Origin of the sequence: Bradyrhizobium tropiciagri, from assembly GCF_018130545.1 — a bacterium.
In the GTDB taxonomy this organism is placed as follows: Bacteria; Pseudomonadota; Alphaproteobacteria; order Rhizobiales; family Xanthobacteraceae; genus Bradyrhizobium; species Bradyrhizobium tropiciagri_A.
The window spans coordinates 974,224-992,465 of record NZ_JAFCKF010000003.1; the positions used below are offsets into that span (position 1 = coordinate 974,224).

The 18,242-nt window shown below is 57.4% G+C and carries 17 protein-coding genes and 1 pseudogene; 3 read left to right on the forward strand and 15 right to left on the reverse strand.

Features of this window, described 5'->3' with window-relative positions:
• Positions 1–104: 104 nt before the first annotated feature.
• On the reverse strand, positions 105–1,169 hold the full coding sequence (locus JQ616_RS17340) for a GlxA family transcriptional regulator (protein WP_349630010.1): 1,065 nt from the start codon (positions 1,167–1,169) through the stop codon (positions 105–107).
• A gap of 392 nt (positions 1,170–1,561) precedes the next feature.
• Here JQ616_RS17340 and JQ616_RS17345 point away from each other — a divergent pair, with 392 nt between their 5' ends.
• Positions 1,562–3,367, forward strand: a complete 1,806-nt coding sequence (locus JQ616_RS17345) for an amidohydrolase (RefSeq protein ID WP_212016152.1) — start codon at positions 1,562–1,564, stop codon at positions 3,365–3,367.
• Positions 3,368–4,063: 696 nt separating this feature from the next.
• Here JQ616_RS17345 and JQ616_RS17350 read toward each other — a convergent pair.
• The 13 genes from JQ616_RS17350 to JQ616_RS17410 all read right to left on the reverse strand — a co-directional run bounded on the left by JQ616_RS17350 (position 4,064) and on the right by JQ616_RS17410 (position 16,119).
• Positions 4,064–5,107 carry a GlxA family transcriptional regulator gene (locus JQ616_RS17350; protein WP_212016153.1) on the reverse strand — a complete coding sequence of 348 codons (1,044 nt, stop codon included), beginning with the start codon at positions 5,105–5,107 and terminating at the stop codon, positions 4,064–4,066.
• Between the two features lie 41 nt (positions 5,108–5,148).
• A complete protein-coding gene (locus tag JQ616_RS17355) occupies positions 5,149–5,838 on the reverse strand; it encodes a DJ-1/PfpI family protein (RefSeq protein ID WP_212016154.1) in 690 nt (229 codons plus the stop codon).
• 43 nt (positions 5,839–5,881) lie between these two features.
• The gene (locus tag JQ616_RS17360) at positions 5,882–6,250 is read right to left on the reverse strand and encodes a DUF6616 family protein (protein WP_212016155.1); all 369 of its coding nucleotides are present in this window, start codon (positions 6,248–6,250) and stop codon (positions 5,882–5,884) included.
• A 99-nt stretch (positions 6,251–6,349) separates the two neighbouring features.
• Positions 6,350–7,180: an ABC transporter permease gene (locus JQ616_RS17365; RefSeq protein WP_212016157.1), complete on the reverse strand. Its 831-nt coding sequence runs from the start codon at positions 7,178–7,180 to the stop codon at positions 6,350–6,352.
• A 2-nt stretch (positions 7,181–7,182) separates the two neighbouring features.
• On the reverse strand, positions 7,183–8,019 hold the full coding sequence (locus tag JQ616_RS17370; protein ID WP_212016159.1) for an ABC transporter ATP-binding protein: 837 nt from the start codon (positions 8,017–8,019) through the stop codon (positions 7,183–7,185).
• Positions 8,020–8,068: 49 nt separating this feature from the next.
• Positions 8,069–9,604, reverse strand: coding sequence for an amidohydrolase (locus JQ616_RS17375; RefSeq protein WP_212016161.1), 1,536 nt, complete (start codon positions 9,602–9,604; stop codon positions 8,069–8,071).
• A 13-nt stretch (positions 9,605–9,617) separates the two neighbouring features.
• Positions 9,618–10,007 (reverse strand): RidA family protein, encoded by a 390-nt coding sequence (locus JQ616_RS17380; RefSeq protein ID WP_212016163.1) that lies wholly within the window; start codon positions 10,005–10,007, stop codon positions 9,618–9,620.
• A 16-nt stretch (positions 10,008–10,023) separates the two neighbouring features.
• Entirely contained in the window at positions 10,024–11,454 is a 1,431-nt protein-coding gene (locus tag JQ616_RS17385; protein ID WP_212016165.1) for an NAD-dependent succinate-semialdehyde dehydrogenase, read from the reverse strand.
• A 2-nt stretch (positions 11,455–11,456) separates the two neighbouring features.
• Positions 11,457–12,536, reverse strand: a complete 1,080-nt coding sequence (locus JQ616_RS17390) for an ABC transporter substrate-binding protein (RefSeq protein ID WP_212016167.1) — start codon at positions 12,534–12,536, stop codon at positions 11,457–11,459.
• A gap of 22 nt (positions 12,537–12,558) precedes the next feature.
• Positions 12,559–13,263, reverse strand: coding sequence for a DJ-1/PfpI family protein (locus JQ616_RS17395; protein ID WP_212016169.1), 705 nt, complete (start codon positions 13,261–13,263; stop codon positions 12,559–12,561).
• 469 nt (positions 13,264–13,732) lie between these two features.
• Positions 13,733–14,407 carry an amidohydrolase family protein gene (locus JQ616_RS17400; protein ID WP_349630011.1) on the reverse strand — a complete coding sequence of 225 codons (675 nt, stop codon included), beginning with the start codon at positions 14,405–14,407 and terminating at the stop codon, positions 13,733–13,735.
• A 211-nt stretch (positions 14,408–14,618) separates the two neighbouring features.
• On the reverse strand, positions 14,619–15,002 hold the full coding sequence (locus JQ616_RS17405; protein ID WP_212016171.1) for a RidA family protein: 384 nt from the start codon (positions 15,000–15,002) through the stop codon (positions 14,619–14,621).
• Positions 15,003–15,156: 154 nt separating this feature from the next.
• Positions 15,157–16,119: a Bug family tripartite tricarboxylate transporter substrate binding protein gene (locus tag JQ616_RS17410; RefSeq protein WP_212016173.1), complete on the reverse strand. Its 963-nt coding sequence runs from the start codon at positions 16,117–16,119 to the stop codon at positions 15,157–15,159.
• Positions 16,120–16,329: 210 nt separating this feature from the next.
• On the opposite strand from JQ616_RS17410, the pseudogene JQ616_RS39805 reads away from it, so the two are divergent.
• A pseudogene (locus tag JQ616_RS39805) lies at positions 16,330–16,461 on the forward strand (helix-turn-helix domain-containing protein); the annotation flags it as partial.
• 84 nt (positions 16,462–16,545) lie between these two features.
• Positions 16,546–17,070, forward strand: coding sequence for an IclR family transcriptional regulator domain-containing protein (locus JQ616_RS17415; protein WP_349630016.1), 525 nt, complete (start codon positions 16,546–16,548; stop codon positions 17,068–17,070).
• A gap of 46 nt (positions 17,071–17,116) precedes the next feature.
• Here the strand turns inward: JQ616_RS17415 and JQ616_RS17420 are convergent, their stop codons facing one another.
• Entirely contained in the window at positions 17,117–18,112 is a 996-nt protein-coding gene (locus tag JQ616_RS17420) for a SphA family protein (RefSeq protein WP_212016177.1), read from the reverse strand.
• Positions 18,113–18,242 lie beyond the last annotated feature (130 nt).

Sequence of the window (18,242 nt, forward strand, 5' to 3'; positions counted from 1 at the left end):
TGCATTACGCAATTATTTCAATTGAATTCCATTTAGATGTCTATGTCGTGCAAACGGGATGGCCCGACCACCTGCACCACTACCAATCGAACATGTACGATCTCTCAGCTGTCGCTTTGTGTTGCACGGCCTTGATAGTCTCGAGGCAGTACTCCAAAGTGCCGCACGAACGTCCGACGCAAATTCTGTTCGTCACCAAAGCCCGTTTGGCTGGCAATTCGTTTAAGCGTAAGGTCAGTATCCATCATCTGACGAAACGCAGCCTCGATCCGAAATAGATCCAGCGTCTTTCCTGGAGTTCGACCAACCTTCTCGAAGTAGCGTCGAGCGAACGTACGCGGAGACATCCCTGCTCGGACTGCAAGGCTTTCAATCTTCAGATCCTCGCCCAAATGCTCTACCATCCACGCATGGAGCTTGCTGAATTCCTCATCCACCGAGGACTGAACAGTCATTGGTGCGGAGAGCTGCGACTGACTACCGGGTCGCTTGAGGTACATCACAAGCCGTTGCGCTACGTCCATGGCAATCTCGTGCCCGAGATCTTCCTCGACCAGCGCAAGAACGACGTCCAATCCAGCAGCGAAGCCTGCGGAACTCCACAGATTTCCGTCACGAATGAAAATAGGATCAGACAGAAGCCTCACCGCGGGGTACCGTTTCGCGAAGGCTGCGGCCGCTTTCCAATGAGTCGTAACGCGTTTGCTGTCCGCGAGCCCCGCCTCTGCGAGAAGGAATACGCCAGTACAGATTGAACAAATCCTTCTTGGCTTCCTGCCTTCCAGGCGAAGCCAAGCGACAAGATCTTCCGGAATGGGTGGAGCTTCCGGTGGGCCTCCCCCTGGGACCAGAAGCGTATCGATTTCCTCCAGGCGAACGGTGGCGAGGCAATCTGTCGCTAGTTGAATCCCAGACGACGACCGTACGGCGCCTCCGTTCATGGACGCCACGACGACCTCGTAGTGATTAGCGCCGGCAATCCCTTTGCCAGTCAAGTGGAACACATCAATGGGACCTACCACGTCAGACGTCGTGATCCCATTGAACGCCAAGATGAGGATCTTCTTGGGTCCGGTTCGAGGCGCGCACTCGTGACCGGTGTTGTTAATTCTACAGGGGGTCTTAGAGGGCATCCTCCACCTCAGCCGCAAAGGTTTGACTCGCCGCATTTGAAATTGTTGCTTCGACGATCCCGGCCCAAACCGTCAAATTCGGCCAACTATAGCTTGACGATTCGACAACAGCCAAGAACGTCTTAACAGCATGGAAGGTCGCCCCCTTCGTCGGATGTCCTTTTTCTAGCACTCCAACGTCCGAAATTGCGCGGACGTGCGTTATTTCTTTGTGGCCCGACGTGCGGCAGTATTTGACGCAGGTTTGTCCACGCGTCTGAGCGGGCGATATGCCAACATCCGGTTAGCTCGAACCGCTTCAGATCGCAGATTGAAAAATGATATCAAGACAACCCGAAAAGCTATCTCGCCCCGCGCAGCTAACTCTCCGCAATTGGTTCCAGCAGCTGCGCTGCGGATGCTGTCTAGCCGCCCACGATTTTGTTCGCATGGTCGACGATTTTCATGAAATGGAGTTCGGCAACAGCCACTGGACCAGGGTGACGCCTCTGACTCAACCCTATCAATGGAGTTGCTCGAGCAGCGCAATTCACCAACACATCATCCGACAAGACACCCAATCCGAGGAAGCGCGCCACATTCTGTCTGGTGCAACAACCGCAACTACGTCATCCGCATTCGGCGGCCGCTCTCGCGCAAGATACGCCATGCGCGGCGCTAACGGATTGGCTCTCGTAAACGGTCGCGTCTTCACAGGCGACCATCAGCTCCGTTGGAGCGACGCGCTGATCATTACACGGGGAAAGATTTCATTTGTCGGCTCCACCGAGGACGTTCTCCGGCAGATTGGCCCAGACTTCGAGGTGATAAATGTTCAAGGGCGTACTGTCATTCCGGGGTTGAATGACGCGCATATGCATCACACGCCGGATCCCGCCGGAATCCGCCTCCCCATACAACCGTACAATGAGATCGGCTTTGAAGACGTTAGCGAGCTGATCGCTGAAGCAGTGTCTTGTTCTCCTCCTGGCACGTGGATCTTCGGCGCGATGGGCGTTCAGCTGATCAACGAACCCAGATTGAATCGGTTCGAAATTGATCGCTTGGCTCCGGATCACCCAGTAATCTTCCTGGGACGCACCAACCACACGAATATCGTCAACTCGAAGGCAATGAAGCTGCTAGGTCTGTCAGATGGAGATCCTGATCCAGTTGGCGGCTTTTTCGAGCGTGTACCTGGCTCGATAGAGCTGAACGGCAGAATTCATGAATATGCCCAATGGAGCCCTCAACGGCTATTCGCCTCGATGACGACGATCGAGCAGGGTGTCGAAAGCCTCAACGATCTTGCTGATAGTTGCCTCGAATTCGGAATTACGACGCTTCAGAACATGTCCTGGACCCCGATTGCCCGCTACGCTGAAATGCTCGCGGCCGCTGATCTTCCTATCAAAATCAGAGCAATCCGCTTTCCCCCTTCCGGCCCGCAAGGACGTATCCTCAGTGAGGGATTTGATATTCCGACCGAAGTCGGCCCCCGTGCTCGGATTGATGGCATCAAATGGATTCTCGACGGCACCACCGTAGAACGAGCCGCAGCGCTTGGTCGTCCTTACGCTGACGATCCGACGACCATGGGCAGAGAAAATTTTTCTGCTGATGAAGTCGGAGAGATGCTGCGCGAATCCGTGGCACTTGACGTACCGCTGCTTCTCCACGCAATCGGAACGCAAGCCCTCGAAACAGCAATCTCCTGTCTTGAGACTTTCGTGCCCGTCCAAGATTGGGGAAGGCGAGGGTTGCGGATAGAACATGCAGACGGCCTGACCGCCGAGCAGATCGGTCGGGTGAAGCTGCTTGGAATTATGGTGGTCCAGAATCCTTCTCACTTCCTGCTAAGGCACATCTACGGCCCTCGTTTTGGAGAGGACGTGCTATTCGCCAGCTTCAACAGTCTGCGTCGATCCGGAATTTCGCTGGGGATCGGATCTGACGGTCCTCTCAATCCCTTCATCGGCCTGATGGCGGCAGTCACACATCCTGCCCGACCCGAGGAAGCAGTCGATATCGAGGCGGCACTGATTGCCTACACTTCCGGCAGCGCCGCAGCCGAGGGAAAAGCCTCCGAAAAGGGACGGCTGTTGCCCGGTTATGACGCCGACATCGCAGTGCTGTCGCAGGACATTTTTTCTGTCGATCCGCGAGCACTTCCGGAGACACGCAGCATTCTCACGATAGTCGATGGTCAGGTCGTCTACTGCGCCGACGAGAGCCTGTTCGTCCGCCCGGCGTGAACCCGGCCGATACAATGGCACTCAGCCGTCGGCGCCGTAGCGGTTTCAGGCGATCATTTGGCGTTCGTCCGGCTGACACTCAGGGATGAGTCGCGCCGGACTTCAGAAAGTCGATGAGGGGCCCGATTTTCTCATCCGGCAATCCACCAAACACCATTCGCGTCCCTGGAACGACCTCTCCGGGACTACGAATAAACCTTCGAAGTACTTCCTCCGTCCAAGTCAAGCCGCTGTCACGCATTGCTTTCGAATAGGGATACGGCTCGGAAGCAGCCTTTCGCCCAATGATATCATTGAGGATAGGACCCGCGGATTGGCGAGCCCCATCTCCGATCTCGTGACAATGGGCACAAGGCTCGAAGATGCGGCTAAAGGTCTTGCTTGGAGGGATTCTCGGTGACTGCCTCGACACCTGGTGGGCCAAGTGATCACCTATACTCCGCTCTTTAAATGTCTCTCTCGTGATCGCCCAAAGGGTCGCCGTCACTAAGACGGCCGCAACCAATACTACAAATCTCGTTAGCACAATCGGTCCTGGGTCAAGGTTAGGAGGCAAGCATCAGTCTTTCTCTGCAGAACCGATCAGGCCATCCCGGGTCCTCGGATCTTTCAGAAGCGACATAATCCATCGCTACTCGCTCGTGCATTGCCAGGTCTCCGTCAATCTCGGTCAGGCGGAGTGCAGGGCTGCCGAAATCACCACGAAGTTCTTTCGTGCAACGGAATTCGCTTCGTCTTGACGCTCCCGCGGATGGCCCCCCCCGCCGTCCTTCCAAAGAGCTGCGGAACGACTCCGAAATGTCGACGAAACGTGCGCCGTAGAGTTTGCTCGTCACCAAACCCAGTGGTTTTTGCGATGAACTTCAGCGAAAGACTGGATTCTTTAAGCATGCGACAAGCGGCTTCAAGCCGCAGCAATTCTACGGTCTTTGCAGGCGTACGACCCACAACGGCCCGGTAGCGACGCGAGAACGTTCGTGTGGTCATGTTCGCTCGTTCCGCGAGTACCGGTACGCTGAGGTCTTGGTCGAGACTATTCGACATCCATGCATGAAGGTCCGCAAAGGCGGCGTCCGTAACGAATTGCGATACTAGAGTCGTCGAGAGCTGCGGTTGATCGCCGGGTCTCTTAAGGAACATTACGAATGTACGCGCAACCTGCATCGCGACCTCGCGACCGTAGTCCTCCTCGATCAGCGCGATCGAGAGATCGATACCGGCGGTAAACCCAGCGGAACTCCACAACGGCCCATCCCGGACGAAGATCGCATTGCGATCCACTCTGGCCTTTTTGTAGCGGGAGGCGAGGCTGTCGACGGCCTCCCAATGCGTGGTGATACAGCGGCCGTCGGCTATGCCGGCCGCAGCTACGATGAACGCGCCCGTGCAGACGCTACATATTCGACCGACGGAAGTCTGGTTCGCCTTCAACCACGCAACGAGTTCGACGGGAACGGGTGGACTTTCCGGTGGGCCGCCACCGCAGACGAACAGCATATCAATAGCCGCCGGGTCGATGCTCTCGACGCGGCGGCTATCCAGGGCAAGTCCACAGGAGGATCGGACCAGCCCCCCTTCGATTGACGCAACCTGCACTTGGTACTCGCTTCCAGCCTCCGCCAGATAGCGTGACGCGACATCGAAGACGTCTGCAGGCCCCGTAATGTCGAAGAGCGTCACTCCTTGAAATGCCAGGATGACGACGTTTCGTTTGCCGGCCTTCCGGTTCCCCTTTCTCACGACCGCCTCGCGAGCCACCCTCAGACCAGCTCCGTCTGCCCTTAAAGCTTGCCTTGTGCCGATCGCCGAGCCCTGACACCCTCCAGTTCGCCTACCGGCATCAGCTTCTGCAACGTGTCGGTTGCATTGGCAACCGTTGTCGCATCGGCCAACTCAGGCCGGCCTGTCCCAAATGGAGGCTTCGGAGCGTACTCAAAGAGGAGCTCGAACATTCGGCCTGCTGGTTCACCCATGATCTCACCAATCATCGCCAAACCAAAATCCACTCCCGCCGTCATGCCACCGCCGGTCGCGCGATTGCGGTCGACGACATATCTTGCATCGGTCGGAACCGCGCCGAACAGGCTCAGATGCTCGCGCGTATACCAGTAGGAGGCGGCCTTATAGCCCTTCAACAGTCCCGCAGCGCCCAAGAGCAATGAGCCATTGCACACGCTCGTAACCCATTTGGCGCGGCTACCCACCTCAGCAACAAAGTCGAGTGTCCGGTCGTCCTGAAGCTGCTTGAACAACGCGACGGTGTTACCCGGCACGAACAGAATATCCGGATCCTTCCAACAGCTCTTAAAGTCATCGGTCGCGTGCACGCTCACGCCTGCATCCGAGTCGACAACTCCCTTTTCTTGCCAGACGATCTGCGACGAGAACTCCGGGAGCATCATAAAGGCCTGCATCGGAGCGGCGAGATCGATGAACGTGAATCCTGGAAAGGCGAGCGATAGTACTTTCATTTTGTCCCCCTCGTTAAAGCTGAATCCCAAGTAGATCTTATCTCTAAGCGCCGGTGCGCTGAGGCTCAGGCGAGCGCAACGCGACGTTGGCGTCCAGGAGGGACGACGGAGCAGACGATGCGCCACTGATGTTCACTTGCTCGAAGTATTCGTGCCATTTCGACGCGCTGATGTTGGCCTCGAACGCCCGCTGAAACTCGACGCTGGGCACCCGGTAAACGCAGAAGAAGTCGTAATTCGCACGTCGATCCGTATTCGGATCATTCATGCCCCAGCCAATCACCTCAACACCGTGCTGGCTCAACCCTTCGACTTCCTTCAGGACATGATCGGCGAACAATCGCTTTTGATCAACTGGCAGGGCATGCCAAGCCCGACGGTAGTTGTATAGCTCGACAAAAATCTGCTGCATCTTGCCATTTCCCTCGAAGGTTAGGGCTCCATGGCACACCGAGACGGTTCGGCAGGCAACGCCAACGACCCGTCAATTTCGGCCATTCTGGCAAGACCATCAATGATCCGCAGTTCGCCTCGGCCGCGACCAGAACGTTAGGCGCCGGGCGGCCAGTCGAACCAAAAGATTCAGCATAATTCCGATCAACGAGAGAAAAATGAGGGCCGAGAACACGCCTGGGACATCCACAGCCGCTTGCCGCTGGAGAATGAGGCAGCCGAGCCCGAACGCCGCACCGATGAACTCCGCGACGATCGCTCCGATCGCCGAGAATACGGCTCCGGTCTCGAGGCCCGCGAAAAGGTAGGGCAGCATGCCAGGAAACAAAACCTTGCAATAGATTTCCAAGGGTGAGGCCTTTAGCGACTGCATGAGGACAATTCGCCTCTGATCGACTGTCTGTAGACCGGTCACCACATTGACAAGTATGGGAAAGAAAGCAATCAGGCCGGCTGTGACGATTTTCGACTGGATCCCGTACCCGAACCATACGATCAACAGCGGAGCGATCGCGACCTTCGGCACGGTCTGGAACGCCAGAAGGTACGGAAGGCCGATCCGCTCCGCGATGGGTACCAGGCCAATCAACGAACCAAGCGCGACGCCTAGAATCGCTGCCACGACAAATCCGCCAACGATCTCGACCAAAGTGACCAAGAAATGCTGAACGATTCGTCCAGTGACCAGGTCAGAATAGATCGCACGTACGACTTCCGAAGGAGCGGGTAGGATAAACTGCGGCACCTCAAACCATACCACAATCAACTGCCAAGCCGCGACGAGTGCTATGCTGGTCAGAACAAACAGCCCCAGCGACGATCCCAGCACCCGAGCAACAGCCCCAGGACTCCGCGACTTGATCGAGCTGAACTCTACTGCATCAGTCATATTCAGCCACCTCTATGATCAAGCAGCTTGCGCAGTTCGGTAACGTATCTGCCCATCTCGTCACTCGCCATCATCTCAATCGGCCGAGGCCGCGGAATTTCTATCGGAACGATTGCCCTTATTGTGGAGGGCCGTCCCGACATTACGCAAACGCGGTCCGATAGAAACGCAGCTTCAGCGATCGAGTGCGTGACGAAGACGATGGTCGCGCCCGTCTCCAGGCTTATGCGTTGCAGATCGAGGTTCATTTGATCTCGTGTCATTGCGTCCAATGCGCCGAACGGCTCATCCATCAGGATCAGATTCGGTTGCATTGACAGCGCGCGCGCAATCGAAACTCGTTGCTGCATTCCGCCTGATAGCTCATTTGGATACTTGGTCTCGAATCCCTTCAGTCCCACGAGTTCCAAGACGTCGAGCGACCGCTTGACCCTCGCATCGCGCCTGACTCTTCTGATTTCACCGGGCAACTCGACGTTCTGAGCAACGGTTCGCCACGGAAAAAGCACAGCATCTTGAAACACCACGCCGGCGTCACCATGGGGGTCAGTTACCGGCTTGCCTTCGAACCTGATAACGCCCTCAGACGGTTTGACCAAGCCCGCAATCATCATCAGCAGCGTACTCTTGCCGCACCCGGACGGACCGAGAATCGATAGAAACTCCCCCTTTGCGATCTCAACGTTAACACTGGCGACCGCCTGAATTGAGCGACCATCCTGCGTTACGTAGGTCTTTCCCACGCCGTCGACAGCGATCAAGTTCTCTCGTCCCACATTCTGGTCAGAGGCGTCCGTCTCGACGGTCCCAGCCAAAGCCGTTGCTCCAATCGTTTGCATGGTTTCGTTTCATCCCTCGCGCGCCGGAAGGCCGCATCAGCCCGGTCGGTCAGGCCGAATGCAGGATCTCGCCCCGCACGATCGTCACGACTGACGTCGTCTGCATCAGATCCTCATCACTCGCTTGCCTAATGTCGCGATCAAGTATGGCAATGTCTGCTGCCATTCCAATCGCAAGCGTCCCTCTCAACAGCGACTGCTCCATGCTCTCGGCTCCGCCGTGAATGTATATCGACAACGCCTCTTCAACTGACATTGCCTCCGCCTGGTTGATCATTCTTCCGGACAGAGTCTTCCGCGACCGTGCAGTGGCTATCCCGACGAAGGGCGACTCCGGACCGGAAGGGGCATCCGAGCTACCTGCAACCGAAATTCCTCGCGTTAGCAAGCTTCGACCAGGATATGCTTCTTGCGCTCTGGCTTCGCCGAGACGCGGTGCAAACCCGTCCCCGATTGAGTGGATAAAGCCATACTGCGGAACCGCCCAAATCCCCTTCTCGTGCATGCGCAAGAGGGCCGTGGCTGTCGGCCTCGCCACATGTTCCACGCGCGCACGTTGGGAACGGGCTGGGTCGACGGATACTGCGTCTACCATCGCTTCTACCACAACGTCGATGGCTCGATCGCCGATCGCATGAGAAGCAACTTGCCAACCGTCGAGTTGGCACTGGCGGAAGGCGGCTCGCAGCTCTTCCGGGCTACGCATAAGGTCCCCGCGAAAATCGGGCCGATCAGCGTAAGGCTCATTCAACGCCGCTGTATGCTGTCCGGTAATACCATCTGCAAAGAACTTGAGCGTCCTGACCTGCCAGTTTGCGTCCGGTCGCCCCGGCTTGAGACCGCGGCTCAAGGCTTCCTCAGCATCGAGGCGCAACATGAATGACATTCGCAACGGAAACGTTGCTCCCGCGCGGATATGTTCCCAGACCTTCCATTCTTCGTCAAAACCGTCGGTGAAACCAACAGCAGCCTCAGTTGCCGCGGTTACGCCGTACCGGAGCATCCGCTTGGCGCAAGCGCGGATAGCTTCAGCCCTCGTTTCAACGTCCTGCTTCGGAATGGCACCGAACAGTCGATGCGCCAATTGCCCTCGCAACACACCATCTTCCGACTCGAGTCCTGCGAGACGCAGCGCCTTCGAGTTAGCCATCGCTACATGACCGCAAAACCTCCGCACGACGAGGGGCCGTTCTTCACTAATGCTATCGAGCTCAGGTCTCTCGATGAGACGCCAGTCCGTCATCCGCTGCTCGTCGTACCCCGATGCAACCAGCCACGCGTCACCGCGCGGCAACGCACGCTCCGCCTGACCGATCTTGGCGACCGCGTCGACTGACGTTGGTACCTTGGCCGGCGACAAATCCAAGCTGAGCTGGCCTTGTGCCATGGCGTACAGATGAATGTGCGCATCGGTCAGGCCAGGGAGAACCGTGTGACGGCCGGCATCGATAATTCGCCCTGCTTGAGGCGCATCGTCACTCCGCCCGATCCAAACGATCTTCCCATCTCGAATCAAAAGTGCATCAGAGTCGCTGGCAGCCGACGGCCAGAGTAGGCAGTTTCGTAGAAGTAGCGTGGATGACATCGACAATCCCATCTCACTGCTTCGCGGCCACGCCTTCGACCTCAATCTTCCACTTCGGCTCGGCGAGAGTGCTTACCACTGCGAGCGTCATCGCCGGTCGATGGCCGTCCAAATGTCTCGATCTGATCGGTCGAAATTTTTCGAGGTCCGCATGGCTTGTCAGGTAGACATTAATTTTGACTACGTCAGAGACCGTCATCCCGGCTCCCGCCAACACCGAGACGAAGCTCTTCATCGCCTGCTCCGCCTGATCTTCAAACGAATCTGGCGTCGTCCCATCTGGAAGGTCTCCAGTCTGGCCCGCAATCCAGAGCGTGCGGCTGTTGGGCGGCACCTCCACCCCATGGGAGTAGATGTTGTTGAACGGTGGGGCGATATCAATCGGATCAAACTTCTTGTTCATCGGGTACTCATGATTTCTAGGCGAGCGCTACGAACTTTGTGGTCAGATAAGCCTCGACACCTTCTAACCCTCCCTCGCTTCCGTATCCGCTTTCCTTAACCCCGCCGAACGGCGTCTCCGCATAAGAGACGGCGAACGTGTTGATCCCCAGGAGACCGCATTCGACCCGATCGACCAGGGAAGCACCAAGCTTGCCGGGGGACGTGAAAACGTAGGCCGCCAACCCAAACGGAAGTTGGTTAGCCAACTTGATGGCTTCCGTCTCCGACGAAAATCGGTTCACAATGGCGATTGGACCAAACGGCTCGACAGTCGACACGGCGGCAGATGGAGGCACATCAGCCAGAATGGTCGGTGCATAAAAGAAGCCCACGTTGCCGATCTGATTGCCGCCGGTGACGAGCCTTGCTCCAGCTTGCACCGCATCTGCGACCAGATCCTTCATCGCCTGCAAGCGTCGCGGATTGGCGACGGGCCCCATCTCACTATCGCTGTCGAGCCCGGTCCCAACCCTTAACTCGCGGGCGCGGGCAGCGAACTTGCCAAGAAAGCTCTCGTAAATGCTGTCGTGCACGTAGAAGCGGGTCGGCGACGTACAGATCTGGCCTGCGTTTCGGAACTTCGCGGCTACCGCTTGCGATGCGACGGTCTCTGCATCTGCATCCGACAGCACAAGCACCGGCGCATGCCCACCAAGCTCCAACGTGGCTGGCTTGACACCGAGGGCGGCCAACTGGGCGATCTCCTTGCCAACCGGCACCGACCCTGTGAACGATATTTTCCGAATTTCGGGGGCTCGTATCAAGTGTTGCGACACTGCAGACGGCTCGCCAAATACCGCGTTGATAGCGCGTGGCGGCAAGCCCGCATCAAGCAGCGCTTCGATTATCGCCAAGCAACTGGCCGGCGTTTCCTCCGCAGCTTTGATGATACAAGCGCAACCGGCTGCTAGCGCGGGTGCGATTTTTCGCGCCGGCATCGAGGCCGGGAAATTCCATGGCGTGAACACCGCGACCGGTCCGATCGGCTCTCGCAGAACAATATTGCGCGTTGTCCGGCTTCGGGCAGGAATCACCCGTCCATAGATCCGCTTGCACTCTTCCGCCGACCAAAGCAGCGCATCACATGCGGCGGCAACTTCCAGTTTGGCATCGCCGATAGGCTTGCCTTCCTCAAGCGTCATCAGGCGGGCAACGGCATCTATTCGGTCTCGAAGGATGTCGGATGCTTCTCTGATGATTGCAGCTCTCTCGATCGCCGGCACCACGCGCCACGTCTCGAACCCAACCTGCGCGGACGCCACAGCCTTGTCTAGGTCGGCGCCGGTCGCAAGCGGCACAAGTCCAATCTCCTCGCCGGTCGCGGGGTTCAGTACTGGTCTCGTCTCCCGATCCCGTGGCCCGATCCTCTCACCGTCGACGAAGAGATAGATGTCTCGATATATCATTCTTACCTTGCCGCCTTGAGCATACTTCGCGTAGCGACACCGACGTCGAAGTTGTTTGCGAAATCGACAAACTCGTTCGTCGAAATATCCTCGACCGGGGGAACTACTGGGATCGCCCCGTCTGCCTTAAACGTTTCCATGTATTGAACGAGTTCGGCCTGATCGATCGATCCCCACCGCTTATCCCTGCGTTTCGACGTATCGAACGCGACTAACGCGCTCGATCGCAATTCCGTCATTCCACGCCCCTTCGCTTCCTCGTCCGTTCCCTTGCCGCGGGCCTCCGGATTAGCCCGCCACCACAGCTGAAGCGCCTCCTCCGGGTTCGCCAGCAGGAATGAAGTTGCGCGCGCTGCCGCTCGACTAAAGCGAGCGAGATCGTCTGCGCGTTTTTGCAACGTCGAGTAGGACGAGAAGTATCCTGCACTTCCGACGTGCGCTAGCCGGGGGTGGTAGATGAACTGGAACCGATAGCCAGTGCGCCCAATCGAGGCATACGCCCCTTCCCAAAGGAAGAGCGCGTCCACGCGACCGGCTTGAAGTGCAGAGAGTGCGAGGTCACCGACACCGACCGGCAGGAACGTGTCCGGTTGCGGTTCGACTCCACCTTCGCGAAGCATGGACCTACCGACAATGAGCGACGCACCCGCCAACCCGAGGACGCCGAGCTTTTTGCCACGGAGATCGGCGACCGTGCGAATAGCACTTCCAGCCGGCGCAGCCGCGAAGTAGATCAGGTGGGTGAGCGTCTGATAGAAGATCTTGCCTCGCACCCCCTTTGAATAGCCCAGGAAGGCCGGCTCGTGGGTCATCGCTCCGATGTCGGCGTCACCGCTAACCGCCAACTGCGCGGCTAACGGTGCGCCAGATCCATAGCGCAATTCAACTTCAAGCCCTTCCTCGGCGAAGTACCCGAGCTCCCGACCTACATAGAGGTTGAGGAAGCTTAGGTCAGGGATCGGCGTCGCAAGCTGGACGACGATCTTCCTGTTTCCTTGAGCTCTAGCGGTCCGCACTCCATAAGCAAATGCGCCAGCCCCAAATGCGAGCGCCTGTCTTCTATTGATGGAAGCCCGATCCATAGTCCTCCTCCTATCGGCTCGACTATCCGCCCGTAGTCGGCTGCTCGTTCAGCCGCTTGGCCGCTCGAGCGGAGATCTCCCTCCTGTTCTGAAGGCGTGCTTCCATGCTCCCCCTGATTCGCGAAACGAGGGCTGGATCGGCGGTCTCAGGTGAGCCACTAGAATAGGGCGGCGCGGGATTATACTCGATCATGAGCTGGATCGATTTCGCAACATCTTCACCCGCGAGTTGCGCGGCAACATAGAGGCCGAAATCGATCCCTGCCGTGATCCCACCTCCCGTGATGCGATTTCGATCGTGAACGATGCGTTCACGAACCGGAGTCGCACCGAAATATGCGAGCTGATCTTCAAACAGCCAGTGGCTAGTCGCTTTGTACCCTGAGAGCAGACCTGCCGCGCCCAGCACGATTGATCCGGTGCACACTGACGTCACGAACTTCGCCTGACGACCCTGGTCGCGGACAAACGACAACACGCCGTCGTCGTCGAGAAACTCGAATTGGCCGGCACCACCGGGAACACAAATTACATCGAGCGGGGGGCACTCTGCAAAAGAGACAGATGGACTGAGGACCAATCCGGCATCACTAGTAATCGGACGCGTATCGCGCCAAACGAGATGCACCTTTGCATCCGGAATGCGAGCGAATACCTCAAACGGACCTGTCAGATCGAGTTGCGTCAGCTTTGGAAAGGATAGAAGACCGATATTCAGTTGCGCCATGACATTCGTCCCAGATTCGGTTCCCGTGAGGGTTGATCGAGAAGGGTTCAGGCCGCTCGATCACGATACCGATCCGCCCGCACTTCTTATCCCTTCGTGTCACCGAACTGCCGGTCCCAACAATGTCAACCACGCATCAAAATTTGCCAATACTTCGCCGGCCAGAAGCTTCCGGCGGTGCCGCAAAAAAATGTCCGCCGTCGTTCAACGGCGGACATGCTGCATCAAGCAGTCAAGTCTAACGAGAGCACACGCGGCGTCGTCAGAAACCGCATGTGCGGCGCGGTTAGCCTTTTACAATAAGATACGTCAACGGCGGAACGATCGGCCTTGGCCGCAATAATGATTTTCGGCCGATTTTGACGCGCAGTTGTCGCTTAGTGACTGCCCCTCGTCAGCTGAAATTGATCCTCGGATCCCGCCGCTTCTCCGGCTGACGAACTTCTACAATAGTGCCGCGACGCTCCACTTAATTGAATCCGAATAACTTCTGCGGATTGGATACCAAGATTCGCTCGAGATCTCCTTCATCTGGCGCGTACTTAAACATCAGTTCGAGAAGGTCCGCATCATTTGGAGGCTGCGTGATCGAGACCGGGTGCGGCCAGTCGCTTGCCCAAACACAGCGATCTGGCGCAGCGTCAATGATTGTCTTCGCTGTCTGAACAATGTCGTCCCAGGGTGCTCCGGCCTTGGAATTTTTCTCGCCCAGTGACAACATTACCCAAAAATTGCCTCGTTGCAGGAGTTCGAGCAACTTCGTCAAATTGGGATCTCGGTCTCCAAGAGACGGATTCGGTCGCGCCATGTGATCGATCAACACGGGAACGCCGAGCTCTGCGTACTTTTCCACGCTTGAGACAATGCCGTCCTTCGCTGGCTGAATCTTCACGTACCAACCAAGCTCTCGGATGCGGGCCAATGCACGCTCATAATCCGGGTCTGACAACACAGCGCCCAGCTCTTTCCGGAAACTGAATCGCGCACCACGCACTCCTGCGTCATGGAGCTTTGCGAGATAGCGATCGTCAGACTCGGCGAAGACCAGTGCGTTCGCACATCCGCGGTAGGATGGCCCCATGGCTGATGACCCGTCAAGCACCACGGAATGATCTGCTCCGTAGGTAGTTGTCTGAACAATCACCCCGCGCTGGATTCCCCAACGTCCTGTGCATCCTGAGAGCCGCTTCCCAGGTGGCCGACGGCATCTCATAAGCCGCCCCCGGTCGGACTGGATACCTGTCGGCCGGTCCCAGGACGTGAAACTGACTGTCGCAGCTATTACGAGGCGGTAAACGCTTCGGACGCCGGGGGTTCGGATCGAACGGAAGATACTCGGTTGCCATTTCCCCGTCCTAGTCCAAGACCGCCATGAAATCGCACTGGACGAGAGCTCCGGCGTCCATATCCATCTGCAGCGCGTGTCGCGCAGGACGGGATTCAGCGTCCGGAAACATTTTCAGCCATTGCGTATTAAGAGGTCCACGATTGCTCTTGTCCTGCAACCACACCGTCACTTTGATAATGTCGTCCACCCCCCCACCCGCTGCTTCGATCGTGGCCTTCATGTGGGCGAACATATTGACGCTTTGCTCTTCCAAGGACGTCGGCATGGCACCAGACTTCGCATCGCGCCCCAAGATCACCCCGGAAACCACAATGTTCCCTATGCGCGATGCATTGGGAATCGGATTCTTGTGCTTGAATTCGCCTATGTTGACACTGCACCGTCGTACCATCTTGCCTCTCTCTCATTAAGTATCGGCTTGGGCAGAGGGATCGATCGAGCACACCCGAACTCCAGACGTACTGTCAACGGTATGCCTTAGGCCGCGTGCCGGCGTGCTAACGACCACCGACAACTTCACCAAGTTGCCGACGCCCCCCCGTCAATCATTCCGCTATTTTCGCGGCACGAATAACCGGAATCCACTTTCGATCTTCGCGATCAAGGTAGTCGCGAAATTCCGACACGGACATGATCACGCATTGCGCTCCCACAGCATTGAACTTGGCTACGACGTCCTGCTTCGAAAGCGCCTCGACCACGGCCTCATGCAAACGGTCCACGATCTCTTGTGGCGTACCTGCCGGTGAGAAAATCCCGGTGAAGGTTTGACTGTTGAATTCGTCGAACCCCAGCTCTGCGAAAGTCGGAACGTCTAATAGCGAAGGGGATCGCGCATTGCCGGATATCGCCAGAGGGCGAACGAGCCGGCTTTCAATGTAAAGGAGTGCCACAGACAATTGATCGAGGCCGAACTGAACATGACCGGCAATCAAGTCGTTCGCCGCCGGAGCATTTCCACGATAGTGCACCGTGACCCAGTTCACCCCAAGAGTCGTCCGCATGAGTTCGCTTAGCAGATGGTTCGAAGTGCCCGGTCCTGGTGAGGCAAGAGCCAAGCGACCTGGTTCTCTTCGCGCAAGTTCAACGAACTCTTGAAACGTACGCGCCGCTACGGACGGATGTACGTCTAGGACCATCGGTGTCATTGAAATCGCTGCGACTGGGGCGAAATCGCGCCGCCAATCGTATACATCTCGCTTGGCAATTTCCGGAGCAAACAACACCGGGCCATTCGAGCCCACAAACAGCGTATATCCGTCGGCCGCCGCTTTGGCGAACATCTCTCCCGCGATCAATCCACCCGCACCGGCCTTGTTTTCCACGACGAACGGCTGACCGAACTTCGTTTGCAGATTGTCCGCCAGGATCCGGGCTGCGCCGTCGACATTACCTCCTGCGGGATAAGGTACAATCAGCCGAACGGACCTCTCGGGCAACGTTTGCGCATTTGCGGCGCCTGACAATAGAAGTACCAAGGCGCCCACAAGAAATCGACGGCTCACCATCAACTCTCAATCTTGGAGACAAATTACGATAGCCGCCTACTCACGACTTCCATCGCCTATCCGTTGAATTAACGACGATCGACTTGCTAGATCGAACGGAAAGTGCTCCGTTTGTCCACTATGTAGACACCTCCGAACTATGCAGTCTCCGAATCCGGACAGCGAAAAGACGGTCACGCATCGCAACGCGGCGCGAATACCCTCCGTAAGGCACTTGCAGTGCTGCGGATTCTCGCGAGCGGTCGCGACACGGGGGTCAGACTGCCGGAAGTCGTCCAAGCCACCGGAATTCCTCGACCAACCGCACATCGCTTGGTACAGGTCCTCATCGAGGAAGGGCTGGTCGAACCCCGCCAAGCGGGACGATATGCGATCGGACGAGAAGTATCCGAACTCGCACTTGCTCGCCCCTTCCGCTCTTCGTTGTTGGTTGCCGCAGAGCCGTATTTGGAGGCTCTTTCCAATGACATCGGAGACACGATCTTCCTCACCGTGAGGACGGGCAACGACGCCCTCTGTGTGGCCCGGAAGATTGGCACCTATCCAATTCAGGTTCTCTCAATCAATATCGGCGCACGAAGGCCCCTAGGCGTCAGCAGCGCCGGAATAGCGATCCTCACCGCGATGTCACCCGCCGATGCCCGGAGAATTGCGCGCGAGAACGAGTTACGCTTTGGCCCGTATAAGGTTACACTCAAGGATGTCGAGGTACAGATCTCAGCTGCGCGCCGCAGTGGCTATTTTGTGCGTGACGTGGGCCTGGTCCGAGGCACTCGATCAATATCTGCGTGGATCAAGGGCCCTGCCGGCGCGGAAGCTGCTATCACTGTCTCGGCGATCCGCGCAAGGCTCGGGCCGAGGCGGGAAATCGAGGTCGCGGAGTCGGTGGTCAACTCCGCGGCCTCGATTCAACGTGCACTCGTCCGGCCATCGAACGGACACCGCAGCTGACACTCTCACGTCCGTCGCGCAGAAACCCTAGCACGAGACGTCGACGTTACTTCCGGTAGAGCTGATGTGTCGGCGCCGACGGTTGCTCAGGTGCCCAGAGGCGGTAGCTCAACTGAGCGAAGACCGAATAGCCTTTGGTGATCGTCGCGCTATCTGCGCCAACGAACGAAGTTCCTCCCGAGGCGCGAGAGGATAGTTCGCTTGTAGCCCATACGTTCAGCTGAACAGGTCCGAAGTTGTACCCCACCAAACCGCCCGCCGCCCAGATATTGTATTTCTGCGCGTTTACGGCGCCGCCATAGAAGGCACTCGATTTGTCGTTTGTGACTTGCCCAGCGTAGTACGCTACAGGACCGAGCGTCCAACTGCCGAAGGCTTTTGTCGCTGTGAATTCGGCATGGAATATGTCACCTGTTCGGTACCCCGTGATTGTATTCTTCGTGTTCATCTCCTGAAAGAAGTTTGCCGTAAGATTCCAGCCGTCTTTCAGATAGGAAACGATCAATTCAGGTTGGAACGTCCACCAGGGAGCGCCGACGTTTCCCAGTCCGTTCGCACCACCGGTGCTGCCATCGGGGACATACATGCCTAGGCCAGCCTTGACAAAGACCCCACTGTCTCCGAGCTTCCAACTTAGTTCTGCGGGAACGATATAGGTGTTGTGGACACCGGCCGGATTGATATTCACGGGATTTCCGACGTCCAGCATGATAACTGGCTGCACTACAACGGCGTCGTAGGTTGCACCAAGGAACGTCCAGCCAGGGGCAAATACAAATCCGGTCACCCCAACTGCCGCATGTACCGGAGTTGCGGCGCCTCCGATAGTCGGCGCGCCTGGGCCGACTATCTTCGCTTGATAGGTGAAGAACTGATCAAACATATAGATGCCTGGTGGCGGCGCACCGGCAGTGCCTCCTCCAATCGTGAGACCAGGCTTCTGCGCCCATCCTGCATACCCGAACTCGTACGCTTTCGCGGACGATGTAGCAGTCAGCACAAGCGCCGCCACACACGCACCAAGCGTCCTGATATTTACCATGTCCCCCTCCAGAGATTACCTAGCCCCCCCGCGAGTTCATGTAGAACTCCGCATACGGCGCCTCCGCGGATTCGCGGCTGCATGGGTGAACGTGACAGGTATCCCGTAACCAGACTGGCCAAAATGCCGT

Excerpts from the sequence above, each read along its gene's own strand:
- JQ616_RS17340 (WP_349630010.1), bottom strand. The coding sequence starts at position 1,169 with ATGCGGCGAGTCAAACCTTTGCGGCTGAGGTGGAGGATGCCCTCTAAG.
- JQ616_RS17345 (WP_212016152.1), top strand. The coding sequence starts at position 1,562 with ATGGTCGACGATTTTCATGAAATGGAGTTCGGCAACAGCCACTGGACC.
- JQ616_RS17355 (WP_212016154.1), bottom strand. The coding sequence starts at position 5,838 with ATGAAAGTACTATCGCTCGCCTTTCCAGGATTCACGTTCATCGATCTC.
- JQ616_RS17360 (WP_212016155.1), bottom strand. The coding sequence starts at position 6,250 with ATGCAGCAGATTTTTGTCGAGCTATACAACTACCGTCGGGCTTGGCAT.
- JQ616_RS17365 (WP_212016157.1), bottom strand. The coding sequence starts at position 7,180 with ATGACTGATGCAGTAGAGTTCAGCTCGATCAAGTCGCGGAGTCCTGGG.
- JQ616_RS17370 (WP_212016159.1), bottom strand. The coding sequence starts at position 8,019 with ATGCAAACGATTGGAGCAACGGCTTTGGCTGGGACCGTCGAGACGGAC.
- JQ616_RS17375 (WP_212016161.1), bottom strand. The coding sequence starts at position 9,604 with ATGTCATCCACGCTACTTCTACGAAACTGCCTACTCTGGCCGTCGGCT.
- JQ616_RS17380 (WP_212016163.1), bottom strand. The coding sequence starts at position 10,007 with ATGAACAAGAAGTTTGATCCGATTGATATCGCCCCACCGTTCAACAAC.
- JQ616_RS17385 (WP_212016165.1), bottom strand. The coding sequence starts at position 11,454 with ATGATATATCGAGACATCTATCTCTTCGTCGACGGTGAGAGGATCGGG.
- JQ616_RS17390 (WP_212016167.1), bottom strand. The coding sequence starts at position 12,536 with ATGGATCGGGCTTCCATCAATAGAAGACAGGCGCTCGCATTTGGGGCT.
- JQ616_RS17395 (WP_212016169.1), bottom strand. The coding sequence starts at position 13,263 with ATGGCGCAACTGAATATCGGTCTTCTATCCTTTCCAAAGCTGACGCAA.
- JQ616_RS17405 (WP_212016171.1), bottom strand. The coding sequence starts at position 15,002 with ATGGTACGACGGTGCAGTGTCAACATAGGCGAATTCAAGCACAAGAAT.
- JQ616_RS17410 (WP_212016173.1), bottom strand. The coding sequence starts at position 16,119 with ATGGTGAGCCGTCGATTTCTTGTGGGCGCCTTGGTACTTCTATTGTCA.
- JQ616_RS17420 (WP_212016177.1), bottom strand. The coding sequence starts at position 18,112 with ATGGTAAATATCAGGACGCTTGGTGCGTGTGTGGCGGCGCTTGTGCTG.